The following is a 20621-nucleotide window of genomic DNA, read 5'->3' as shown; positions in this document are numbered from 1 at the left end:
CGTAGCTTTGGCGGGGTGGGGTTCTTTCTTATTTTTGATTTATGCAAGAGGTCTATTCTGACCGGAGGCGGAGCGTCCCCGACTCCGCTCCTGAATTCTGGCTGCTGAATTCTTCTTCAACACTGTGGCGATCGCTAAGTGAGTGAGTAATACCATTTTGGATTTCTCAGTCGAACGATTTTAGATTTTGGATTGTGAAACATCCATTGGATAAGTGTTTCAGTTTTCCATCTGTGGCAATCATTTTTCAAATTGGTATAAGTTATACCAAACTTGTTGTGCTAAAGATGAGGAATCCTGGGCGCAACCAGTTAAAATACGGTAAACCTTATGAATTACCGTTGATTCATCCAAAACAAGGCTCAATTATTATTACTTGTTTGTATAATTGGAAACTCAAATAACTGTTTATGTCAGAACAATATCGTTTTGAAACCCTGCAAGTTCATGCTGGACAAGAGCCGGCTCCTGGAACGAATGCTCGTGCTGTACCGATTTACCAAACGACTTCCTACGTTTTTAACGACGCCGACCACGGAGCGCGGTTATTTGCTCTCCAGGAATTTGGCAACATTTACACCCGCATCATGAACCCAACGACGGATGTATTTGAAAAGCGGATTGCTGCCTTAGAAGGAGGTGTAGCAGCATTAGCAACCGCTAGTGGGCAAGCGGCGCAATTTTTGGCGATCGCTACCATCGCTCAGGCTGGGGATAATATTGTTTCCACTAGTTTTCTGTATGGTGGAACATATAACCAGTTTAAAGTCTCTCTACCACGCTTAGGTATTAAAGTCAAGTTTGTTGAGGGAGATGACCCAGAAAGTTTTCGTCAAGCGATCGACGATCGCACGAAAGCATTATACGTTGAAACCATTGGCAATCCGCAATTCAACATTCCCGACTTTGCCGCTTTAGCTCACATTGCCCACGAAAACGGCATACCTTTAATTGTGGATAATACCTTCGGTGCTGGTGGGTATCTAGCTCGGCCAATTGAACATGGTGCAGATATCGTAGTGGAATCTGCAACTAAATGGATTGGTGGACATGGTACTTCCATCGGTGGCGTAATTGTCGATTCGGGTAAATTTGACTGGGGTAATGGCAAATTTCCTCTATTTACTGAGCCAGCACCCGGCTATCATGGGCTAAATTTTCAAGAAGTCTTTGGCCCCGGTGGTTCCTTTGGTAACATTGCCTTTATTATTCGCGCTAGAGTCGAGGGATTACGAGATTTTGGCCCGTCCTTGAGTCCATTTAACGCCTTTCTGTTACTGCAAGGATTAGAAACTCTCTCTCTACGTGTAGATCGTCATGTGAGCAATGCCTTAGAATTGGCTCGGTGGTTAGAGCAGCAAGAGCAAGTATCATGGGTTAATTATCCGGGGCTTCCTAATCACCCATATCACGAACGAGCGAAAAAATATCTTCGGCATGGCTTTGGGGGAGTTTTAAACTTTGGTATCAAAGGTGGACTAGAGGCGGGTAAAGCTTTTATTAATCATGTGAAATTAGCGAGTCATTTAGCAAATGTTGGTGATGCGAAAACCCTTGTTATTCATCCCGCTTCTACAACCCATCAACAGCTAAGTAATGACGAACAGCTTTCAGCAGGAGTCACAGCCGATTTGGTGAGAGTATCAGTGGGAATTGAACATATCGACGACATCAAAGCAGATTTCCAGCAGGCATTCCAGCAAGTTAGGATTTAGTTCTCAATTGGGCATCCCTTCTCTGCGAGACGCTACGCGAACGGCTACGCTCAGGGCAAGTGGGCACAAGAGGCAGAGGTGCGGAGGGGCAGAGGGGGAAACTGACTGCAACTTCTTTCTTGCTCCCCTGCTCCCCTGCTCCCCTGCCTCCCCTGCCTCCCCATCTCCCCACTCCTAGATATGATCTACTCAGACTTCATCTCACCGCAAACCCAGTTTTACCAACTGACGATGCCATTTCAATTAGAAGGCGGCGAAACATTAATTGGGGTTCAGGTTGCTTATCGCACCTGGGGACAGTTAAATGCTCAAGGCGATAATGGGGTACTGATTTGTCATGCCTTAACTGGTTCCGCTGACGCTGATGATTGGTGGGAACCTTTGTTTGGTTCAGAGAAAGCCTTCAATCCAGAACGCGACTTTATTGTATGCAGCAACATTTTGGGAAGTTGTTACGGCACAACTGGGCCAAGTACTATCAACCCCATAACGGGAAACCCTTATGGCGTATCCTTCCCTAAGATTACAATCCGAGATATGGTTCACCTGCAAGTTGCACTATTAGAATACCTGGGTGTTCAATCTCTGCGGTTAGTAATTGGTGGCTCACTCGGTGGAATGCAAGCACTGGAGTGGGCGTTGTTATATCCAGAAAAAGTGAAAGCGATCGCACCCATCGCAGTTTCTGGAAGACATTCAGCTTGGTGTATTGGATTGAGTGAAGCCCAAAGACAGGCAATTTATGCCGATCCAAACTGGCAAGCAGGGAACTACACTCTCGATGCGCCGCCAAACCAAGGACTAGCAGTAGCGCGGATGATGGCGATGTCTACTTACCGTTCTTGGGATAGTTTTACAAGCCGCTTTGGACGCGAGTATGATGCATCTGAGCAGTTTACTATAGCCAGTTACTTACAGCATCAGGGTCAAAAGCTGACAGAACGATTTGATGCCAATACTTACATCACTCTCACCCACGCAATGGATCGCCATGATGTTGCACGCGATCGCACCAGTCCTGATTTGTCAGATTATGAATCTATTCTGCAAAGCATCCAGCAACCGACTTTAGTTGTTGCAATTGATTCTGACATCCTCTATCCTCCAGTAGAACAACAAGAATTGGCTAATTTAATCCCTAATGTTCAACTGGCGTGGCTGAATTCAACCCACGGACATGACGCATTTTTAATTGATATAGCTGCATTGAATGAAATACTGATCTCTTTTCAGCGAAGTTTAGATTTCCCAGCCTCCTAACTCGATAATCTCATTTTGTAGTTTTGTAGGGTGTGTTATCGCGTCAGCGTAACGCACCGTTAGAGATTTTCGGTAAGTTAAGAATAAATTCCATAACGCACCCTACCAAATTAAAGCTTGTGTATATGGAAAAAATTTATAGAGTGGCGACAGTCGCGGGAGTTGAGATTTTGCGACAGCGCCAACTAAAACATAGTGTACCAGATTTGCGACGGGTATCTGCGGAAAGCTTCCTACTTGGTTGTTGAGTGACTTGCCCTGACTGGTGCCGAGCGCAGCTGAGGTATCGTAGTCGTACCTCTGTGGGGAAGGGAGTCGAAACATCTTTGCAAAAATTCTTTTAATCAGCGCCAGTCAACAGAAGTGGCAGAATGTGGGTATTAAGATTAAAACAATTATCGGTAAGCATCACCCAATCTACAGGTTTTTTAGATGATGAAACAGAGATGGGCAAGCATATACAAATGCACTCAGCTACTTTGGAATTTTTTGTTAGTGTTGGTAATTTGGAATCTCCCCCAATACGCTCTAGCAGATGTCAACCCACAGGAGATAAATGCAATTATTCGCACACGGGATATTGCCCTGCAAGCCCTAAATACCCGCGATTTTGCCAAAATACAGCCTTACTTGCACCCAAACTTCACAATCACAACAGTTGATAATCAGATTTTTCACGAAGTTCCTGAGTTTGAAAAGTACTGGAATCAGCAGTTTTCCAGTTCCATCAAAGATATCAAAATGCAACTAAAAGGAGATACTCTTAGAACATTTCTTACTCCAGATATAGATGTTGCCTCTGGAGAAGCGATGTCTACGACGGGCTACGCCTACGCATCTTTTTCTTTCAAAGATGGCAAAGCGGCTGATATGGCATTGCGATGGACAGCAGTGCTGCAAAAACTCCAAGATAAATGGACGATTCAATCGCTGCATTTTTCCTCAAATCTGCTGAATAACCCAGTGCTAAATGCTGCTCAACAATTGGGGCGGATTCTAGCAGTTGCAGCAGGTGTGGGCGGTTTCCTTCTGGGAGCAGTGACGATGCTATTATTACGTCGCAGAACTAAGCTACGAACCGAAAGGATATAGCAAATAAAGTGGGAAGAAACACTTATCAGCCCAGTAAAAATATTAGCTTTCATCGTCGTCTCAAAGCAACCATAGTAGTTTTATTAGTCTGGGGTGGCGTGAGTTTGCTGCACTGGCTACCAGAAACACAATGGTTGATGCTGGGATTAACGGCAATTCTGACCGTGCAAACGTTACGGATGCTGTTAGCAAAACCAGAGGCGGCGGTGATGGAGAGTGAGATTTATTTACCGCCAGTCTCGATTTTAGTTCCGGCTAAAAATGAAAGTCCAGTCTTAGCTAATCTAGTTTACAGCCTATGCCAATTGAATTATCCCAGCGATTCCCTAGATATCTGGGTTGTTGATGACGGCAGTACCGATGAAACCCCCCAGGTTTTGAAAGAATTACAAACTAAATTTCCAGCTTTACAAGTTCATCGACGGGAATCAAAAGGTGGTAAATCAGGGGCGTTGAATGCAGTGTTTCCCTTTACGCAAGGCGAGATTATCCTAGTCTGCGATGCGGATGCTCAATTACCTGCCAATTTTCTCCAGCAAACAGTACCTCTGTTTCAGAAGCAAGCGATCGGTGCAGTACAAGTGCGAAAAGCGATTTCTAATGCTAATACCAATTTCTTAACCCGTTGCCAGCAGATGGAAATGTGCTGTGATAGCTTTCTACAAACCCATCGCATTGCTATTGGTGGAATGTCTGAACTGCGGGGTAATGGGATGTTAGTTCGTCGGGAATTGTTAGAAAAGTGTCAAGGTTGGAATGAGAACACTGTCACCGATGATTTGGATCTTTGCTTCAAACTCTATTTAGCAGGTGCAGAAATTGAGTTTGTTACAGTTCCATCAATTCAAGAAGAAGGTGTAACTACTTGGGAAAAACTTTGGTATCAACGCTGTCGTTGGGCTGAAGGTGGCTATCAGCGTTACCTAGATTATTTCCCGCAAATCCTTACTTTATGTTGGGCGAAAGAAATTGATTTACTATTGTTTTTCTTATTGCAATTTCTTCTACCAATTGGACTAATACCAGACTTACTTTGGACAATATTTTATAGCCATCATCCAGTTCTGTTTCCCCTCCAGACACTACTCAGCATCATTTTGACAATTGCCTTTATTGCTGGACTTTACCAATTTCAAAGTTTACGAGGATGGTCTTTGCTTTGGGCAACAATTCAAGGCTCATTATACATGGTGCATTGGATTCCTGTGATGATTGTGACAACTTTAAAAATGTGTTTGCAAAAAGAGCGATCGCACTGGGTTAAAACTGAACATCGTGGTGGAAATCCTGACAGTGATTATGGAAATAAATAAAATAAAATCTAATATGCCTGCAAAATATATTTATCACGATGCTGTTAAAAATTATTTAATTAAAGAAGGCTGGATAATTACAGATGATCCCCTACATTTAAAATGGGGTCAAAAAGATATGTATGTAGATTTAGGAGCAAAACAACTTTTAGCCGCAGAACAAGGAACTAAAAAAATAGCCGTAGAAATTAAAAGTTTTGTCAGTCCTTCAGAAATGGCAGACCTCAAAAATGCCATCGGCGGATTTATTCTGTATCGTGCTGTTATCAGTCGCCTAGAACCTGATAGAATATTATACCTAGCAGTGCGTGACAACGTATTCACAGCTTTATTTGAAGAACCAATTGGTACACTTTTAATAGAAAGTGAAAATCTAAATTTACTTGTTTTTAATCCTGAAACTGAGAGGATTATCCAATGGATACCTTAGATAACTATCGACGCATCATCAAAGAGGTGTTAGTACCTTATACACAAATTCCTTATTCCTACGCAGCTATTGAGTGTAAAACAGTTTTTGATCGCGAAAATGACAGCTATTTGCTGATAACTCTTGGTTGGGATGGTGCTAAAAGAATTCACGGTTGCTTAGTTCATATTGATATTATTGATGGCAAAATCTGGGTACAACGGGATGACACAGAAGATGGTGTTACCTATGAATTAGAAGCTGCCGGAATTCCTAAAGATAAAATTGTTTTAGGATTTCATCCGCAAAATGTCAGGCAATATACGGGATATGGTGTTGCATAAGTTTAACTGAGAAAATCGGAATAATTAGCGATGCCTACAGCGGTAAACTACGTACTGGGTGAAAACTGAGATTGTGGACGAACAGTTTAAGCAAGTAGTATATTTAACATTTGTAAATGTAGATAGCCTGCCAAGTTGAGTTAATGTGTCACAAATAGTTTCCAAGACAGAGAAAGATGAGACAGTTATCTTTGGTTATGACCATGCGTTAGGTTTTTTCTTTGATAAGTATGATAAGGATGATTATCTTTTCCCGGTTCTTGAACTTTCTACCATTCAAAATGATTTAGATCAAAAGCTATTACTTGAGCAAATTGAGAAATGGCTTACTCCATCTGAAAAGTTACGCTTGAGAAACGATATTGAGAAAGTAATTTATGAAGGACAATTCATTGATAATTTCATTCCAAAACTTAATATTTCATATAATATAGCAGAGCTTTTACTGCCTGGTAATAAAAAAGAAATTATTCGTTTATCGCCAAGTTTTAGTGTTCTAGAGAAATTAATAGATGGTGGAATAAGACTTGATTCTCTTCATTGGCGAGAGTTTGAAGAGTTAATAGCAGAGCTATTAGAAAAAGATGGATACTCAGTAGAGTTAGGATCAGGACGCAATGATGGAGGAAAAGATTTAATTGCAACCAAAGATTTAGGTGAAAATGGATTATTTAGGGCTGTTTGGCAAGCGAAGCATAAAAAAGCTAGTAACAAAGTTGGGATAGAAGTAATTCGAGAATTAGCAGATACTCGTAGCGAACATAAAGCAAGTAAGGGGATTTTAGTAACTTCAACCTATCTTACACAGGGCGCTCTTGAACGAGTGCGGAGGGATAAGTACATCTTGGGTAAAGTCGATAAGGATGATTTAATGAGGTGGGTAGATCGAGTAATACGAAATAGAAGTAATTAAGGCTTAAGTGTGCTAAGTACCTAGAACTTCATCTCCAGCCTATAATGACACTAAATTTATATTTGAGAGTAGCAGTATGCCTATTTGTTGCAGAGTTTGATGTATGTTTTTACCGCACAGATTTAGGTTTTGAACTACATCCAAGAAAATCATAGCAGTGAGAAAAACATACATAATGTTAGATTTGCTGATTCAAAACGGGTTAATTTTCGATGGCTTAGGCTCTCCACCTGTGCGCGCAAATATCGGCATTCAAAATGGCCGCATTGTCACCCTTGCACCCTCCTTAACTACCCCAGCGCGTGAAGTGGTTGATGCTTCTGGGTTATGGGTGACACCTGGATTCATCGACATTCATACTCATTACGATTTAGAGTTAGAAATTGCACCAGGATTGAGTGAATCAGTGCGTCATGGTGTTACCAGCGTGGTTATTGGTAATTGTAGCTTGTCTGTTGCGATCGCAGAACCTCAAATCCTGGCTGATATTTTTCAGAGGGTAGAGACACTTTCCCATCGGCTGATTGCAAAATGGCTACAAAAGTCGGTTTCCTGGCAGACACCAGCAGAATATTTACAGCATTTGCAACAGTTACCCCTTGGCCCCAATGTTGCCCCAATGTTTGGACACAGTGCCTTACGCGCTCATGTGATGGGATTAGAACGTAGCTTAACCGTTCAGCCGACAAAATTTGAACTAAATCTTATGCAGCGTATAGCCAGAGATGCAATAGATGCTGGCTTTATTGGCATTTCTATTGATATGTTTCCCTGGCATCGGATGAGTGGGGAGTGGCAAGGCTGCACAATTCCCTCTCAACACGCGAAATTTAAAGAATATGCAATGTTAGCGGATTTATGTCGGCGGAGCGATCGCGTTTTTCAAGTCACACCCAATTTACAACGACTCGCTTCCTTTGTAGATATTTTGCGTATGGGTTCAGGGATTGGACAAAAACCACTGCGGCTAACTGTCCTATCTGCTTTAGATGCCGTACACGATCGCAAACTATGGCGAATATTTTCCCCGCTACTTTTTATTTGGAATCGCCTTCTAAATGGGAATGTGCGCTTTCAAACCTTAACCGAACCCTTCACCATTTACTCTGATGGATCTGTAACTCCCTTATTTGAAGAATTCTCCACAGGCGCACAACTCAATGGCTGTCAGTCACGAGAGGAAAGACAACAACTATGGGCATCGGAAAATTTTCGTCGTCAGTTTCGCCAAGAATGGCTGAGTAAACGGCGTAAATCATTCCATCGTCAGTTAGATTTGATGGAAGTTATTCACTGTCCCGAAGCAAGTTGGCAAGGGTTAAGTTTTGCAGAAATTGCTCGTCAAAAGCAACAAGAACCAGTGGATTTATTTATCCACGCATTACAAAAATACGATACAGATTTACGCTGGGTAGCTACAGGAGCAAACGATCGCCTAAAACCCCGTTTAGCGATGATGCAGCATCCGCATATTTTACCTGGTTTTACCGATGCTGGCGCTCACGTGCGTAACCTGGGCTACTATGATGGAGCTTTGTCTTTGCTCAAACAAGCAGTTACAACGAAGTTTCTTTCACCGGAAGCTGCCATTTGCCGCGTTACGGGAGAACCTGCTGGTTGGTTTCGTCTGGATACGGGAGTTCTCAAAGTTGGTGCGAAAGCGGATATAGTTTTACTCGATCCCAATGCTTTAAATCAGCCAATTAGCCCGCAGGTGCAGATATCAGATCCGGTTTTAGATGGTGAACCTCGGATGGTTAAGCGTGGTTCGGATGAGATTGTGCAAGCTGTTTATATTAATGGGGTTCAGGTTGTTTGTCGGGGTGAAGTGAGCGATCGTTTGGGGCGTGAAAGGTTGGGAAGTGTTTTGTTTCCTTGTTGAATTATCTTACACAGAAGCGTAAAGATAAGTTTGAGAGACTTCCAAGAAATAAATTATCCAAATAAACGAACCACAGAGACACAGAGAACAGAGAGAGAGGAGAAATAGAGAGGGTTATTGGGTCAGTTTTGAGACATTTTTTTATTTGGAAGTCTCTGAGAGTTTAGCATTGAATTGCTTTTACCCCACACCAGCAATCACCTGCCCAATATCTTGAGGAGTTACACCTGTTGCTAACATTGCCCGGATCAACAATTCAATTGATACTGAAGCATCGCCATTTTCAGCTTTAGCAATCCGAGGCTGGCTAGAACTAATCTTAGCAGCGAGTTCACTTTGAGTCATCAGTTTTTGTCGGCGCTCCTTCAAGTTTTGGCTGAGGGCTAGCTTAATTTCAGCAAGGATAGTTTCTTCGGGTGTTAACTCCAAAAAATCTGAAACTGTGCCAATTTTCCAACCTTTAGATTGCAAATCTTCTCTCTTCGCTTGATCCATTACATTACTCCTGACAGCGAATTCCTATACTTGGCATAGTGCATGAATGTGGCATTACTGCAACCGCAAAGCGTAATGGTAAAACTCTTCATTCTTAATGTAATCTCGCGCTTCATAGAATTTTTGCGCGGTTATATTAGAGATTTGAGTAGCTAAAATTACTCTAATTGCTCCACTCTCTTTTGCATATTCTTCCGCAACACTCATCAATAATTTTGCAATTCCCTTCCGGCGATACGACTCTTCCACATATAAATCGTTTAATATCCATACTCGTTTCATCGACACTGAAGAAAAGCTAGGATAAAGCTGGGTAAATCCAACTAACTCTCCATTATCATTAGCTGCAAACACTACCGAGTCATTATTCTTGAAACGTTCTTTGAGAAACTCCTTGGCTGCTGCAAGGTTTGATGCCTGATTGTAAAAAATACGATACCGATCAAATAGTACTGAAACACTTTCAAGATGATTAATATTAGCCAAGAAAACTTCCATTGAATGCCCTCATCACTTCAATACAGTTTACACATATAGCAGTTCTCGTTTACGCGAATCGTGTGTACTACATCTGAATGGGAACAATCGCTCTTTTGAAAAAACTTTTTGGTTTACTGAGCATTTACTTAAACGCCATTAGAAGTATAGAATTAGAAGTCAAACACCATGAGTTTCCTCATCCTAGTGGTGCAGCAAATGGTGCTTGGCGTAAACTAATCGGTAAATCACCAACACGAGAAAACCGGATAAATTATTGGCAGCAAGAAGTTTTTGCCCACTTATCAGGGTTGTAGACAAGGATAATTCCCAGTGCGTTGGTGCAACCCGCCGTAGGCATCGCTCTTCCTGTACGCTACGTTAACGAAACATAACGCACTATTTTTATGAGAGTAATACCTACAGAAGAGGGAAGCGATCGGTTTATTCAGGACAGGTATGACTTTGCTATATTAGATAGTGTCTCACCAATAATCACTCGTAAATAACTTGTAAAATTTAAACAGCAAAAAATCCCTCCATTCTTATGAGTGAAAAACTTCAAACCGAAAAAGACAAGCTACAGACAGGCACTAGTATAGAGATAAATCAAGAAACAGAAAATGAAAAAGTTTTATGTTCTCATTGCCAGCGTACTGCTACAAACGGTATTAAATGTAAAGGAATTTGTGTAGCTGACAATGACTATTAAGGTATAAATTATATTGATTTCTCATCCATTCTCTTATGATTAATATCAATTCTAATCCTAAACAAAAGGTAAGAAATCGAATTAATAATCAAATTATAGATCATCCTTTTATAGACTATTGGGATATTTTTATTCTTAAACATCAACATCCAATTAATATTACTCTACACATTTTAGGAATATTATTTTTTTACAGTTTACTCTTTTATACTTGGAATTTGCAAAACTTTTGGTTACTCTTAGGATTACCGTTAACTCAATTGCTGGGATTAACCGGACATTTTTTATTTGAGCGTAGCCATATTGATTTACAAGATGCTGTTTTTTCTTGGCGGGCTTCTTATTGTTTAGGTAAAATGTTAATCAGGATTGTGATGGGTAAATATCAAGATGATATTCGCCAACGACAAGAAATATTAAATAATTATCTATCAAACAATTATGCAAATATTCAATAATTGGAATGTAATTGCTAAGGGTTGGTATATTGTCTGTCCTAGTCATGAAATACCTAAAAAAACAGCAAAATCTGTAGACTTATGCGGTCAAAAAATTGTCATTTTTAGAGGTGAAGATGGGCAAGTACGCGCTTTAGATGCTTACTGCCCTCATTTGGGGACAGATTTAGGAATTGGGAAGGTTGATGGTAATTGGATTCGTTGTACATTTCATCATTGGGCATTTGATGAAACAGGGTTTTGTCAAAATATTCCCTGTCAATCAGAAATTCCTACTCAAGCTAAATTACAAGCCTATGCAACAGAGGAAAAATATAGATTTATCTGGATTTATCCAGATACTAAAGCACCAGAGGGAGTGGCTGAATTTGATGAATTGAAGGGAAAAGAAATTGTTACACAAGCTGATATTGCATTTGCCAGAAGTTGCCATCACCATATTTGTATGATGAATGGGATTGATGCTCAACATTTAAAAACCATTCATCATTTAGATATCAAAATGGATTTGTCGCTACATCGCAGCAAATTAGGCACACAAATAGACTTTACAATGCGGGGACAATTCCCTCAAACTACTTGGAGAGAAAAGTTAGGTCAAAGATTTCTTGGTTCTACATATCAATATTCAATGCGTTATGCTCATGGTTGCATTGGCTTGTTAACAATGATGAAAGATGTTAGGCTTTTTCCACCACTGTTTATGATATATGCTTATACTCCAATTGCACCTGGAAGAACGATAATTCAACCGATTTATGTAACTGAAAAACGTCAAGGTATTCTAGGATATCTGCTAAGTCAGTTTTTGCTATTCTGTACTCGCTTGGCTTACTATATGCTCAGGGATGAGGATGGTAAGATTTACGACAATATTCGCTTTAATCCGAAGTTGCTCCTTAGTATTGATCAGCCATTAGCTGAATATATGGAGTATGTAAATCAGCTAAAACCGTCTCGATGGTCAAAAAATAGGGGTGTAGAATAATACATCTGGTTACGTTGCCACTAACCCAACAAAAGCTTTAGTAATGTTGCGTTTTGTTTCTCGATCTAAATACATCTTAATTATTTTGCAGAGTGGGCAATTTCCATCAACTCTATATCGAGAAGGTGCAAGATATAAATACAGAATTGTAGCGTAAATAACCATTTTTGAATCTGTCACATTACCCCGTAAATTTACCAGAATGGTCGATAAAGTTTTAATTAAATATAATACAAATCGAATTTAAGTAATTTACGAGTAATGAAGAGTTTGCTGATTCCTGTTCAAAAGTTGCAATCAAGCGATCGCACCGCCATGTATACTTTACTGCAAAATCACTTTAAAGGTATAACCTGGGATAGTTTTGAAATTGATCTACAGCGCAAAAACTGGGTTTTATTGTTGAGAGATGAAACATCCAATGCACTCAAAGGATTTTCAAGTTTGATGTTATGCCAAAAGACTTTTTTGGGAGAAAAAATTAGTGTGGTATATTCCGGCGACACTATCGTTGATCCTAGTGCTTGGTCGAGTACAACACTACCACGTAGTTGGATTGCCGCCATCAATTTTCTTCGTCAAAATTATGCAGAAAATAAACTTTACTGGCTGCTAATTTGCTCTGGTTTTCGCACTTATCGTTTTCTCCCTACTTTTTGGCAAGATTTCTATCCGCGTTATGATGTTACAACACCTACTGATGTTAAGCATCTAATGGGTAATTTGGCACAGGAATATTATGGTAACTTCTATCAAGAAGCAACTGGTATTGTCCGGTTTCCGCATCCCCAAATTTTACGGGAAGGGCTGATTGAAATTCCATCAGGACGACAAAGTAATCCTCATATCCAGTTTTTCGAGGAAAAAAACCCTGGTTATCGGTTAGGTGATGAATTGGTTTGTTTAACTGAAATTAATTATGACAATCTCACCCGTTCTGGCCAACGGATGTGGAAGTCAGAATCATCATTAAAATTTGTGCAAGATTGTGTTCTTGTTTAACTTTTATGTCATCTACCAACCCACACTTAAACTTTAATAATCCAACACAATTTCTAGAGGGATGGTACTGGACATTCCCATCAAAAAAATTAAAGCTTGGCAAGGTAAAAGCTATAACTTTGCTAGGTAGAAATCTGGCAATTTATCGGGGAGTTAGTGATCAGGTAGTAGCTATAGATGCTTATTGTCCTCACATGGGCGCTCATTTAGCAGAAGGTAAAGTAGAAGATGATGGAATTCGCTGCTTTTTTCATAATTGGAAGTATGACAGTCGCGGAATTTGTGTAGATGTTCCTTCTCTCGGAAAACCCCTACCTGTGTGTATTAAAACTTGGCATACAGCAGAAAAGTACGGCATAATTTGGGTTTGGGTAGGAGAAGAAAAGCCAAGTTCGCTGCCCTTCGTACCAGAACTAGAACAGACAGATTGTGATTATATATTGGGGACTAAATTTGTCAAAAACTGCCATCCCAATGTCTTACTAATTAATGCAATTGATGCTCACCATTTCAATACAGTACACAAATTGCCCTTAGAGATTGTATTTGATTCTCAAAACCTCAATCCCAACGCTATTACCTTCAGCAACACTACACGAGGAGGGGATGATTCCTGGTTAATTCGCCTGATTCGTCCTCTATATCGCAACGAAGTTACTTATAGTATGTGTTACTGGTATGGCAGCACTGGCACTGTGACGCTAGGCCCAGATTTCTTGCACTTCTACATTATATTTACACTGCGAATGATAGAAGGTGGGAAAACTGAAGGGCAAACAATTCTTGTTACTCCCAAGCGTCCGGGATTTTGGGGATGGGTTTTAAATCGTGGTTTGTTATGGTTAACTCAGCAAGTTGGTAATTACTTTGCAAAAGGGGATACACAGGTATTTCAAACAATTCAGTTTGATTTAAAGACTCCTACTAAAGCAGATCAATCTATTCTGGAATTTATTCAGCACGTTAATCACCAGAAAGCTTTAACCTGGGCAACTTGGGACACTGTTAATTATCCAAATATTCAAACTCTATCAACACCTAACCCTGAACATGGATTCAAAATATAACATTGTCGGTTTTGACCTACCACACACAGATTGTAATGACCGTTTACTACGGATATTAACAGCAGCATTACCTAATCAGAATAATTATGATAATTATCCACAATTAAATTATTGGAGTGCTGATTTTTTTAACTTACATCAAGTCAAAATTTTTCAACAATCTAATCTTACTGAACAATCAGCTATTCTAGAACTTGCCAACCGCAGTTTATTAGAAGAATCATATTTCATTGAGAAAGCAGGCGTTGGCTACATGGCAAAAATGGTACTGTTAGCAGAAACAGTTGAAGAGCGAATGCTTTATGGATTGTTTACAGCTGATGAAGCTACCCACCTTCACCAAATTAGCCATTTTTTGCCAGAAATGGAAGTAAATAGCACGGACGATCCATTTTTGCGCTTATTATCAGAAGTGGTTGAAAGTGCAGATAAAACGGTTTTGTTGTTTGTGCTGCAAGTCGTTTTAGAAGGATGGGGTTTAAGCCATTATCGACGTTTAGCGAAGGAATGCCGCGATCCAGTTTTAGCAGGACTTTTTTCCAGTTTTTTACAATCTGAATCCCGTCATCACGCTACGGGAACCACCTTGTTTAATCAAATTACTGTTTCAGCATTCAGTCAAACAACAATTCTTGATGTATTGGCACAGTTTTTGTTTATGGTACAGGTGGGGCCACAAAGCTTACTTGCAGCAATTGAACAAGTCAAAGGACATCTGACGCGATCGCAAAAAATCCAAATCTTAGAAGAACTGGATACTGAAACCCATAGTGGAACCCGATTACAAATATTGCGATCGCTCATGGGAGGAAAATCAGCCCATCCCATCCTGCAAAATTTAGAAGAACGCGGAGCCTTTGAACCACTCCCCGCCCATCAATGTGTGTAATAAATATCAATCTTATCTCTGCGTGAAATAAAAACGGATATGGAAAAAACTATTCATCGCAAATTACAAATTAACCACACCCGCAACAAACAGCAAGATCATACTGCTTTAATGGATGAAGCTGTCAGTAAGTTTCGCTATGAAGATTGTCAAAACGAGTATTGGAACCCAGAGGAATTTTCTCTGCTATATGGTACACCTTTATGGGAACAGTCCAGCCAACATCAGCGTATAATTTTGAACCAACTTTACTGGGTAGCTTACTACTCACAAATTGTTTCTGCTGAAATTGCAACTATCTTTTTCAATCAAACTAGTGCAGCCGGACTTTACGCCCAAGAAGATTTTCGCTTAATCTGCGATACATTAGACTTGGAATCCGCCCAAGAGCGATCGCACATTAACGCCTTCCGCACAATTGCCAAACAGGTTGAACAAGCGTTGTTTGGGGAACTTATCTTTACCTACCCCATGCGCGGCCCCTTTACAGAAACGATGGTTTATGCTGACACCAATGCCCTAAAAACTTGGTGGAAAAAAATTCAACTTCAATACTTTGGGCTAATTTCTGCCAATAATACTTTTTTGGCTTGTCAGTATTTCACTGTCCGGGGAGTGCGGACACTAAACGGTAAATTAGTACAGCACAAACTCAGCAATTATTATCAAAAACATCCCCATCCTGAAGCTGCTCCAATTCCGGCTAAAGTCTCCTATTATCACTTCATGGATGAAAGTTTTCACTTCAATAGTTCGACAATTATATCTCACGATGTTGTCACTTGCCTTAAGCCACCGACTGCTTTTGAGCGACTGGTTGCTAATTTAGGGTTGCTGGGATGTCAGCGCGATCATTTTCATTTTTCAGCTGCGATTAACGGGATTTTTTGGTACGATCCGGCGTTGTATGGCAAGATTTATCGGGTGCTGCGATCGCCAATTTTTGAGATGAGTGACAAAGATGCTAAAGAAATGATGCGGCGTTGTTTTACCGAGGAGTCGGAAGGATTGCAGCGCAGTTTTTCAACTCATCAGGAGGCGATGAAATCTTATCAGGTGTATGTTGAAAAACTCGATTATCTTTGGCAACGTAATCGGGATATGTCGCTGATGGCTACTAATTCAATTTCTCGATATTTGGCAACTCAAAAAAGGACTTTTCAAGGTTTTGAACATCAAGAGGATTTGTTTTTATCTCACGCAAAGGTGCAAAGGCGCAAAGAAGAATGGGAGAGTGTTGTTTAGGTAAGATTGTTTTGTATTATGGCTGAATTCTGTAATATATCGTTTCCGGGAAGTGATTTTGTCCCTATAACTTTGGAATGTCATCAAAGTTTGTCTGAACATCTCACGATTCAGAATTCACCTGTTTTGTTTGGTTGTCGGACTGGTATTTGTGGCACTTGTTTGGTTGAGGTTATTGGTGATATTCCGCCTCCCAAACCTGATGAACAGGAAATGTTAGAGACTTTAGCAGCTAATCATCCTCATGCCCGGTTAGCTTGTCAAGTTAATACAGGTAATGTTGAAATTCGTAAGATTTAGATGGTGATTTAAAAACAAATAAAAGAGCAAGTATGGATTGGTTAAAGCGCGTCGCAGAAATTCGTAAAACTTGTAACGTGCCAGCACCAGCCCGAAATGTTGCTATTGCTAGAGTATGGGTAGATGAGACGTTTACCGAGCTATTCGCCTTTAGTGGTAAGCTATTACGAGAGGGAGCGGTTGTTTTACCGAATCAACCGATGTTTAAAACCTTTGAAGTCACCGGACATCGAAGAGACTTAGACTCAGAGTACAAAATATTAGAAGCGATTGCTGAAAAATATACAAATAATAGAGAAGTAAACGGTAAGATTGAGTTATTCACCGAAAGAGAGCCATGTGATTCGTGTGAGTATGTCATTAAGCAGTTTAGGCAAACTTTCCCGAACATTCAGCTAAATGTACATCACGGAAACATTGCGTAAAGGAGTCGGTATAAATGTCAATTCGCAATTTACCCGAACCACTTCAGCTTATTTTTAACGAAAATCAGCTTTCGCCATGTTCAGATTTGGAAATAATTCAATTTGAACAACAGCAGGGTATTACTTTGCCCAGTATTTACAAAGATTTTCTTAAGATTATGGGGCATGGTGCTGGTAAGTTTTTGCGTGGTTCAGATTGCTTTTACCAGCATCTACAGCGAATTCAAGAATGGGCTAAACAACTTTTGGTAGAAAATGATTTTCCTGAAGCTTTACCAGAGGATGCTTTTGTATTTTTCATGCACCAGGGTTATCAGTTTAGCTTTTTCAGGCTTTCAGAAGGTGATAATCCACCAACTTACTCATATTGCGAAGGGCAACAAGAGCCTTGTTTTGTTAAAAGTCATGATACATTTAGTGATTTTCTAGCGGTGGAAATAGACCTTTATTTAAAATCTTCAATGTCTTTAGCGAGTTAGATATTTAGCACATCAAATTGACATCAGTTTTCTTTTTACCCAAGACTGTTTGATTTGTACTAACGAAAAGCGAATTGAGAAAGCTTATTTTGCGGTAATGTTCAAATTTTAAGGCTGTAAGATGAATTGGTTAAACTAAATTTAGGACTTAGATAAAATCATGGAAACTGTAAATATCCATCAAGCTGAAACGAATCTCTCACAGCTTTTGTTGCGGGTAGAGCATGGAGAAGAAATCATTATTTCTGACAGAGGCATTCCCATTGCGAAGTTAGTTCCGTTTCGCACCTCATCAAATCGCCGCGATAGTTTAGGACAGGATAAAGGGCGTTTTGTACTTCCAGAGGACTTTAACGCTCCTTTAACAGATGAGATATTGGCAGCATTTGAGGGCGGTGAGGAGTGAAACTTTTGCTAGATACGCAGTGTTGGTTATGGTGGTTTGCACAACCAGAGCGTTTGAATGAGGAAGCGATCGCCCACATTGCCGATGAAAACAATGAATTATGGTTATCAGTTGCCAGTATTTGGGAAATAGGTATAAAAGTTGCTATCGGCAAGTTGCCACTGCCAGATCCTTTAGACAGTTATATTTCTAGTCGGATGGCACAGTTGGGAATGCGATCGCTAGAAATTACAGCGTCTCACGCTTTACAAGCGGCTGCTTTACCGTTGCATCATCGAGATCCTTTTGACAGAATGTTGATTGCACAGGCTCAGATAGAAGAAATGACGCTTGTTAGTTCTGATTCCATGTTCAATAAATACAATATTTCCCTGATTTGGGCTGCCAAATCGTGAAAATGTTTACGTAATTTTTTAAGTACGTATGGGAAAGTAAATGAGGAAAAATGAAATAATTCCCAATACGGTTCCGACAGTACTCATAGCTTGTGCAAACATACTACTGAAACCAAGAATAGAAATCGCTGCAAGTGTTAAGCCTATAAATAAAACAGTACCAACGATCGAAACCAACAAAGGAGTTGTTCTGATCAAGACTGATTTAGTACTCTCCTTAAATATCGGTGTTGAGACCAAATTAGTATAGTTATATTTTTTACTATCTTCTAATTCATGAATAAGTGTTTTCCAAGGTTTATCAAAATCAGGCTTTACTAATAATTCAAATGTATATAAACTATTAATATTTTCAAGCAAAGAACAAGCAAATATATCTCCTATATAAACTTTGGATACTGCTGTAACATCAATAATTAAATCTTTATTTTTTTTAAGTGATGATATGTATTGTCTTAAATCGAGATATTGAATTCTTTCAACTTCCCAATTGATATTATCTGATAAACAAAAGCTATACTTTGCTTTCAATCTAGAAAATTCATCGGTATTGTACAGAGTATCAAGGGAGACAACTGTATCTTTAAGATCGCCAATGTAGTACTTGTAACAACCTATTGAAAGGTTCTGAATTAAGTTATAAACATTTGTTCGTAACAAATTGAGTTTAACTTGTTCAGTTTGACTATCTTCAACCTGGACAAATATGATCTTCTTTGTGCCTTCCTCAATACAACGGACAATTGAATTAAGATATTGATCTGGTCTATCAGTAGTTACGAAAATATATAGTGCTTTCAATTCTGACCCCCGCCAAAACTAATTACGCATCCCTTACCTGATACTTTTGCTTTTCTTAAAGAAATTAATGCCTCAACTGATGTACTACCTATGCCAAATGACATTGTTTTTCCAGTTTCTTTAAGAAACAAATATGAATAGGAAGTCAGAATTTCAATTATATTTAAATCTGCTGAAACAGTAAAACATATATCATCACCAGCAACGTAAACTAAAGAAGCATGAATTTCCCTCTCTGCTAGTCCCGCTATATTTTCAAGAGTTACTTTTACTTTGGACGAAAACTGACTAGCTTCTTCAAGATTGTCTGAAAGTAGATAAAAATCAATTACATCACCTATATTATCGCCATCACCTATACAGATTAGTGAGTTTTTGTACACGCTACCTCTTGAAACTCCTCGCTGAAAGCTCATCAACTACCTGACAATAATATACAGCAATGCAGTTCTACTCAAGACATTGCCATAATTTAAATACGATCGCTCCCACCCACCATGCAATTTGCAGATTTCTGGTACATTGTCGCACTCAGCGAACAGTTACAACCTAACAAGGTATTATCACGCACCGTTTTAGGAGAATGGTTAGCGATATTTCGCGGTGAAGATGGACAACCCGTAGCTTTGCGCGATCGCTGTTTACACCGCAATAGCCGTCTATCATCAGGTAAAATCTGTAACGGCGCTTTACAATGTCCCTATCATGGTTGGGTATATGACGCGGTTGGGAACGTTATTGCTGTTCCAGCCGAAGGAGATGATTTCAAACCTTCCCCACAGCGTCGAGCCAAGGGTTACGCTACCAAAGAACAGGATGGCTATGTTTATGTGCGGTTAGCCGATACCCCAAGTATTGATTTTGAACCATTTTCTATGCCTCACTACGGACAAATAGGATGGGAGACGGTGCGGGTAATTAACCGTTTTGCTAACAATGTGACTAATTGTGCGGAGAACTTTATTGATATACCCCATACGGCTTTTGTTCATCCTGGTGTTTTCCGTACTTCCCGCAAACAAAAGTTAGAGATGACTGTAGAACGGTGGAATGGTTCGGTTTTGGTGGAGTATCGCAACGAAAACAATAATTTGGGATGGTACAGCCGTTTTCTGAATTTGCAGGGTGCAGAGATTAAACATAGCGATCGCTTTTATATGCCAAATATTACTTCTGTAGAGTATAGAATGGCACATAATCGCCATTTGTTCATTACCAGTCAATCTATTCCAGAAACCGATAATTCAACTCTGGTTTACACCGATGTCACTTATAACTATGGCATCTGGAATAAGTTAGCGCGTCCCTTTGTGCGGTGGACTGCTCAACACATTATCCGCCAAGACGTGGAAATTTTGGGTATTCAGGGGGAAGCGATCGCTAAATACGGGACACAATTTTATAATACGCCTGCGGACACAATCCATATATTTGTAGAGTCAATTATGGCAGCTATATCTCGTGGAGAAGATCCGCGTTTATTGCCAAATCAATCGGTAAAAGTTACATTTTGGGTTTGAAAATAATTCGTAATTCGTAATTCGTAATTAATCA

At 39.9% G+C, this 20621-nt stretch carries 27 protein-coding genes; 23 read left to right on the top strand and 4 right to left on the bottom strand.

Translation table 11 applies throughout. The features are described from left to right. The first annotated feature begins 410 nt into the window (after positions 1-410). The 9 genes from ACM0OX_RS09150 (at position 411) to ACM0OX_RS09110 (ending at position 8928) form a co-directional block, all read left to right on the top strand. Positions 411-1715, top strand: coding sequence for an O-acetylhomoserine aminocarboxypropyltransferase/cysteine synthase family protein (locus ACM0OX_RS09150; RefSeq protein ID WP_414514607.1), 1305 nt, complete (start codon positions 411-413; stop codon positions 1713-1715). Between the two features lie 180 nt (positions 1716-1895). Continuing rightward, complete coding sequence (metX, locus tag ACM0OX_RS09145; protein ID WP_414514606.1) at positions 1896-2975, top strand: homoserine O-acetyltransferase MetX; 1080 nt, start codon at positions 1896-1898, stop codon at positions 2973-2975. A 125-nt stretch (positions 2976-3100) separates the two neighbouring features. Then, on the top strand, positions 3101-3223 hold the full coding sequence (locus ACM0OX_RS09140; RefSeq protein ID WP_414514605.1) for a hypothetical protein: 123 nt from the start codon (positions 3101-3103) through the stop codon (positions 3221-3223). 184 nt (positions 3224-3407) lie between these two features. Continuing rightward, entirely contained in the window at positions 3408-4067 is a 660-nt protein-coding gene (locus tag ACM0OX_RS09135; RefSeq protein WP_414514604.1) for a YybH family protein, read from the top strand. Positions 4068-4075: 8 nt separating this feature from the next. Further along, positions 4076-5380, top strand: coding sequence for a glycosyltransferase (locus ACM0OX_RS09130; protein WP_414514603.1), 1305 nt, complete (start codon positions 4076-4078; stop codon positions 5378-5380). Continuing rightward, entirely contained in the window at positions 5367-5810 is a 444-nt protein-coding gene (locus tag ACM0OX_RS09125) for a XisH family protein (RefSeq protein ID WP_414514602.1), read from the top strand. The genes ACM0OX_RS09130 and ACM0OX_RS09125 overlap by 14 nt, the downstream gene beginning before the upstream one ends. Beyond that, positions 5798-6133 carry a XisI protein gene (locus ACM0OX_RS09120; RefSeq protein ID WP_414514601.1) on the top strand — a complete coding sequence of 112 codons (336 nt, stop codon included), beginning with the start codon at positions 5798-5800 and terminating at the stop codon, positions 6131-6133. The genes ACM0OX_RS09125 and ACM0OX_RS09120 overlap by 13 nt, the downstream gene beginning before the upstream one ends. A 145-nt stretch (positions 6134-6278) precedes the next feature. Beyond that, positions 6279-7046 (top strand): restriction endonuclease, encoded by a 768-nt coding sequence (locus ACM0OX_RS09115; RefSeq protein WP_414514600.1) that lies wholly within the window; start codon positions 6279-6281, stop codon positions 7044-7046. 157 nt (positions 7047-7203) lie between these two features. Continuing rightward, on the top strand, positions 7204-8928 hold the full coding sequence (locus tag ACM0OX_RS09110) for an N-acyl-D-amino-acid deacylase family protein (protein ID WP_414514599.1): 1725 nt from the start codon (positions 7204-7206) through the stop codon (positions 8926-8928). A 180-nt stretch (positions 8929-9108) separates the two neighbouring features. Here the strand turns inward: ACM0OX_RS09110 and ACM0OX_RS09105 are convergent, their stop codons facing one another. Together ACM0OX_RS09105 and ACM0OX_RS09100 are read right to left on the bottom strand one after the other, a co-directional pair. Next, a complete protein-coding gene (locus ACM0OX_RS09105) occupies positions 9109-9423 on the bottom strand; it encodes a helix-turn-helix domain-containing protein (RefSeq protein ID WP_414514598.1) in 315 nt (104 codons plus the stop codon). 54 nt (positions 9424-9477) lie between these two features. Continuing rightward, positions 9478-9921: a GNAT family N-acetyltransferase gene (locus ACM0OX_RS09100; protein WP_414514597.1), complete on the bottom strand. Its 444-nt coding sequence runs from the start codon at positions 9919-9921 to the stop codon at positions 9478-9480. A gap of 77 nt (positions 9922-9998) precedes the next feature. On the opposite strand from ACM0OX_RS09100, the gene ACM0OX_RS09095 reads away from it, so the two are divergent. From ACM0OX_RS09095 to ACM0OX_RS09035, 13 genes are all read left to right on the top strand, one after another. After that, a complete protein-coding gene (locus ACM0OX_RS09095) occupies positions 9999-10217 on the top strand; it encodes a hypothetical protein (protein WP_414514596.1) in 219 nt (72 codons plus the stop codon). A 230-nt stretch (positions 10218-10447) separates the two neighbouring features. Further along, on the top strand, positions 10448-10612 hold the full coding sequence (locus ACM0OX_RS09090) for a hypothetical protein (RefSeq protein WP_414514595.1): 165 nt from the start codon (positions 10448-10450) through the stop codon (positions 10610-10612). A gap of 35 nt (positions 10613-10647) precedes the next feature. Beyond that, on the top strand, positions 10648-11070 hold the full coding sequence (locus ACM0OX_RS09085; RefSeq protein WP_414514594.1) for an Mpo1-like protein: 423 nt from the start codon (positions 10648-10650) through the stop codon (positions 11068-11070). Then, on the top strand, positions 11054-12058 hold the full coding sequence (locus ACM0OX_RS09080; RefSeq protein WP_414514593.1) for a Rieske 2Fe-2S domain-containing protein: 1005 nt from the start codon (positions 11054-11056) through the stop codon (positions 12056-12058). Before ACM0OX_RS09085 ends, ACM0OX_RS09080 begins: the two co-directional genes overlap by 17 nt. Before the next feature lie 261 nt (positions 12059-12319). Further along, positions 12320-13060, top strand: coding sequence for a hypothetical protein (locus tag ACM0OX_RS09075; RefSeq protein ID WP_414514592.1), 741 nt, complete (start codon positions 12320-12322; stop codon positions 13058-13060). A gap of 5 nt (positions 13061-13065) precedes the next feature. Then, a complete protein-coding gene (locus tag ACM0OX_RS09070) occupies positions 13066-14127 on the top strand; it encodes a Rieske 2Fe-2S domain-containing protein (protein WP_414514591.1) in 1062 nt (353 codons plus the stop codon). Then, a complete protein-coding gene (locus ACM0OX_RS09065) occupies positions 14111-15016 on the top strand; it encodes a ferritin-like domain-containing protein (protein ID WP_414514590.1) in 906 nt (301 codons plus the stop codon). The genes ACM0OX_RS09070 and ACM0OX_RS09065 overlap by 17 nt, the downstream gene beginning before the upstream one ends. A gap of 39 nt (positions 15017-15055) precedes the next feature. Next, positions 15056-16261, top strand: coding sequence for a P-aminobenzoate N-oxygenase AurF (locus tag ACM0OX_RS09060; protein WP_414514589.1), 1206 nt, complete (start codon positions 15056-15058; stop codon positions 16259-16261). An 18-nt stretch (positions 16262-16279) separates the two neighbouring features. After that, a complete protein-coding gene (locus ACM0OX_RS09055) occupies positions 16280-16561 on the top strand; it encodes a 2Fe-2S iron-sulfur cluster binding domain-containing protein (RefSeq protein ID WP_414514588.1) in 282 nt (93 codons plus the stop codon). A gap of 32 nt (positions 16562-16593) precedes the next feature. Next, positions 16594-16986 carry a deaminase domain-containing protein gene (locus tag ACM0OX_RS09050; RefSeq protein WP_414514587.1) on the top strand — a complete coding sequence of 131 codons (393 nt, stop codon included), beginning with the start codon at positions 16594-16596 and terminating at the stop codon, positions 16984-16986. Positions 16987-17000: 14 nt separating this feature from the next. Next, entirely contained in the window at positions 17001-17465 is a 465-nt protein-coding gene (locus ACM0OX_RS09045; RefSeq protein ID WP_414514586.1) for an SMI1/KNR4 family protein, read from the top strand. 160 nt (positions 17466-17625) lie between these two features. Beyond that, the gene (locus ACM0OX_RS09040; protein WP_414514585.1) at positions 17626-17871 is read left to right on the top strand and encodes a type II toxin-antitoxin system Phd/YefM family antitoxin; all 246 of its coding nucleotides are present in this window, start codon (positions 17626-17628) and stop codon (positions 17869-17871) included. Then, positions 17868-18266 (top strand): type II toxin-antitoxin system VapC family toxin, encoded by a 399-nt coding sequence (locus ACM0OX_RS09035; protein ID WP_414514584.1) that lies wholly within the window; start codon positions 17868-17870, stop codon positions 18264-18266. Before ACM0OX_RS09040 ends, ACM0OX_RS09035 begins: the two co-directional genes overlap by 4 nt. A gap of 18 nt (positions 18267-18284) precedes the next feature. Here ACM0OX_RS09035 and ACM0OX_RS09030 read toward each other — a convergent pair whose 3' ends face one another. Together ACM0OX_RS09030 and ACM0OX_RS09025 are read right to left on the bottom strand one after the other, a co-directional pair. Further along, a complete protein-coding gene (locus tag ACM0OX_RS09030; protein ID WP_414514583.1) occupies positions 18285-19067 on the bottom strand; it encodes a hypothetical protein in 783 nt (260 codons plus the stop codon). Then, positions 19064-19483 carry a mCpol domain-containing protein gene (locus ACM0OX_RS09025; protein ID WP_414514582.1) on the bottom strand — a complete coding sequence of 140 codons (420 nt, stop codon included), beginning with the start codon at positions 19481-19483 and terminating at the stop codon, positions 19064-19066. The genes ACM0OX_RS09030 and ACM0OX_RS09025 overlap by 4 nt, the downstream gene beginning before the upstream one ends. An 81-nt stretch (positions 19484-19564) precedes the next feature. Between ACM0OX_RS09025 and ACM0OX_RS09020 the strand changes: the two genes are divergently transcribed. Continuing rightward, complete coding sequence (locus tag ACM0OX_RS09020; protein WP_414514581.1) at positions 19565-20587, top strand: Rieske 2Fe-2S domain-containing protein; 1023 nt, start codon at positions 19565-19567, stop codon at positions 20585-20587. Positions 20588-20621 lie beyond the last annotated feature (34 nt).

The sequence above is a fragment of the Nostoc sp. PCC 9305 genome (genome assembly GCF_963920915.1).
Classification (GTDB): Bacteria; Cyanobacteriota; Cyanobacteriia; order Cyanobacteriales; family Nostocaceae; genus Nostoc.
The sequence above is the reverse complement of the archived record's forward strand: the minus strand, read 5'-3'. Positions and strand labels throughout refer to the sequence as shown.

What these genes read in the sequence shown, in the direction of transcription:
- ACM0OX_RS09150 (WP_414514607.1), top strand. Translation starts at nt 411, where the DNA reads ATGTCAGAACAATATCGTTTTGAAACCCTGCAAGTTCATGCTGGACAA.
- metX (WP_414514606.1), top strand. Translation starts at nt 1,896, where the DNA reads ATGATCTACTCAGACTTCATCTCACCGCAAACCCAGTTTTACCAACTG.
- ACM0OX_RS09140 (WP_414514605.1), top strand. Translation starts at nt 3,101, where the DNA reads ATGGAAAAAATTTATAGAGTGGCGACAGTCGCGGGAGTTGAGATTTTG.
- ACM0OX_RS09135 (WP_414514604.1), top strand. Translation starts at nt 3,408, where the DNA reads ATGATGAAACAGAGATGGGCAAGCATATACAAATGCACTCAGCTACTT.
- ACM0OX_RS09125 (WP_414514602.1), top strand. Translation starts at nt 5,367, where the DNA reads ATGGAAATAAATAAAATAAAATCTAATATGCCTGCAAAATATATTTAT.
- ACM0OX_RS09120 (WP_414514601.1), top strand. Translation starts at nt 5,798, where the DNA reads ATGGATACCTTAGATAACTATCGACGCATCATCAAAGAGGTGTTAGTA.
- ACM0OX_RS09105 (WP_414514598.1), bottom strand. Translation starts at nt 9,423, where the DNA reads ATGGATCAAGCGAAGAGAGAAGATTTGCAATCTAAAGGTTGGAAAATT.
- ACM0OX_RS09100 (WP_414514597.1), bottom strand. Translation starts at nt 9,921, where the DNA reads ATGGAAGTTTTCTTGGCTAATATTAATCATCTTGAAAGTGTTTCAGTA.
- ACM0OX_RS09095 (WP_414514596.1), top strand. Translation starts at nt 9,999, where the DNA reads ATGGGAACAATCGCTCTTTTGAAAAAACTTTTTGGTTTACTGAGCATT.
- ACM0OX_RS09090 (WP_414514595.1), top strand. Translation starts at nt 10,448, where the DNA reads ATGAGTGAAAAACTTCAAACCGAAAAAGACAAGCTACAGACAGGCACT.
- ACM0OX_RS09085 (WP_414514594.1), top strand. Translation starts at nt 10,648, where the DNA reads ATGATTAATATCAATTCTAATCCTAAACAAAAGGTAAGAAATCGAATT.
- ACM0OX_RS09080 (WP_414514593.1), top strand. Translation starts at nt 11,054, where the DNA reads ATGCAAATATTCAATAATTGGAATGTAATTGCTAAGGGTTGGTATATT.
- ACM0OX_RS09075 (WP_414514592.1), top strand. Translation starts at nt 12,320, where the DNA reads ATGAAGAGTTTGCTGATTCCTGTTCAAAAGTTGCAATCAAGCGATCGC.
- ACM0OX_RS09070 (WP_414514591.1), top strand. Translation starts at nt 13,066, where the DNA reads ATGTCATCTACCAACCCACACTTAAACTTTAATAATCCAACACAATTT.
- ACM0OX_RS09065 (WP_414514590.1), top strand. Translation starts at nt 14,111, where the DNA reads ATGGATTCAAAATATAACATTGTCGGTTTTGACCTACCACACACAGAT.
- ACM0OX_RS09060 (WP_414514589.1), top strand. Translation starts at nt 15,056, where the DNA reads ATGGAAAAAACTATTCATCGCAAATTACAAATTAACCACACCCGCAAC.
- ACM0OX_RS09055 (WP_414514588.1), top strand. Translation starts at nt 16,280, where the DNA reads ATGGCTGAATTCTGTAATATATCGTTTCCGGGAAGTGATTTTGTCCCT.
- ACM0OX_RS09050 (WP_414514587.1), top strand. Translation starts at nt 16,594, where the DNA reads ATGGATTGGTTAAAGCGCGTCGCAGAAATTCGTAAAACTTGTAACGTG.
- ACM0OX_RS09045 (WP_414514586.1), top strand. Translation starts at nt 17,001, where the DNA reads ATGTCAATTCGCAATTTACCCGAACCACTTCAGCTTATTTTTAACGAA.
- ACM0OX_RS09040 (WP_414514585.1), top strand. Translation starts at nt 17,626, where the DNA reads ATGGAAACTGTAAATATCCATCAAGCTGAAACGAATCTCTCACAGCTT.
- ACM0OX_RS09025 (WP_414514582.1), bottom strand. Translation starts at nt 19,483, where the DNA reads ATGAGCTTTCAGCGAGGAGTTTCAAGAGGTAGCGTGTACAAAAACTCA.
- ACM0OX_RS09020 (WP_414514581.1), top strand. Translation starts at nt 19,565, where the DNA reads ATGCAATTTGCAGATTTCTGGTACATTGTCGCACTCAGCGAACAGTTA.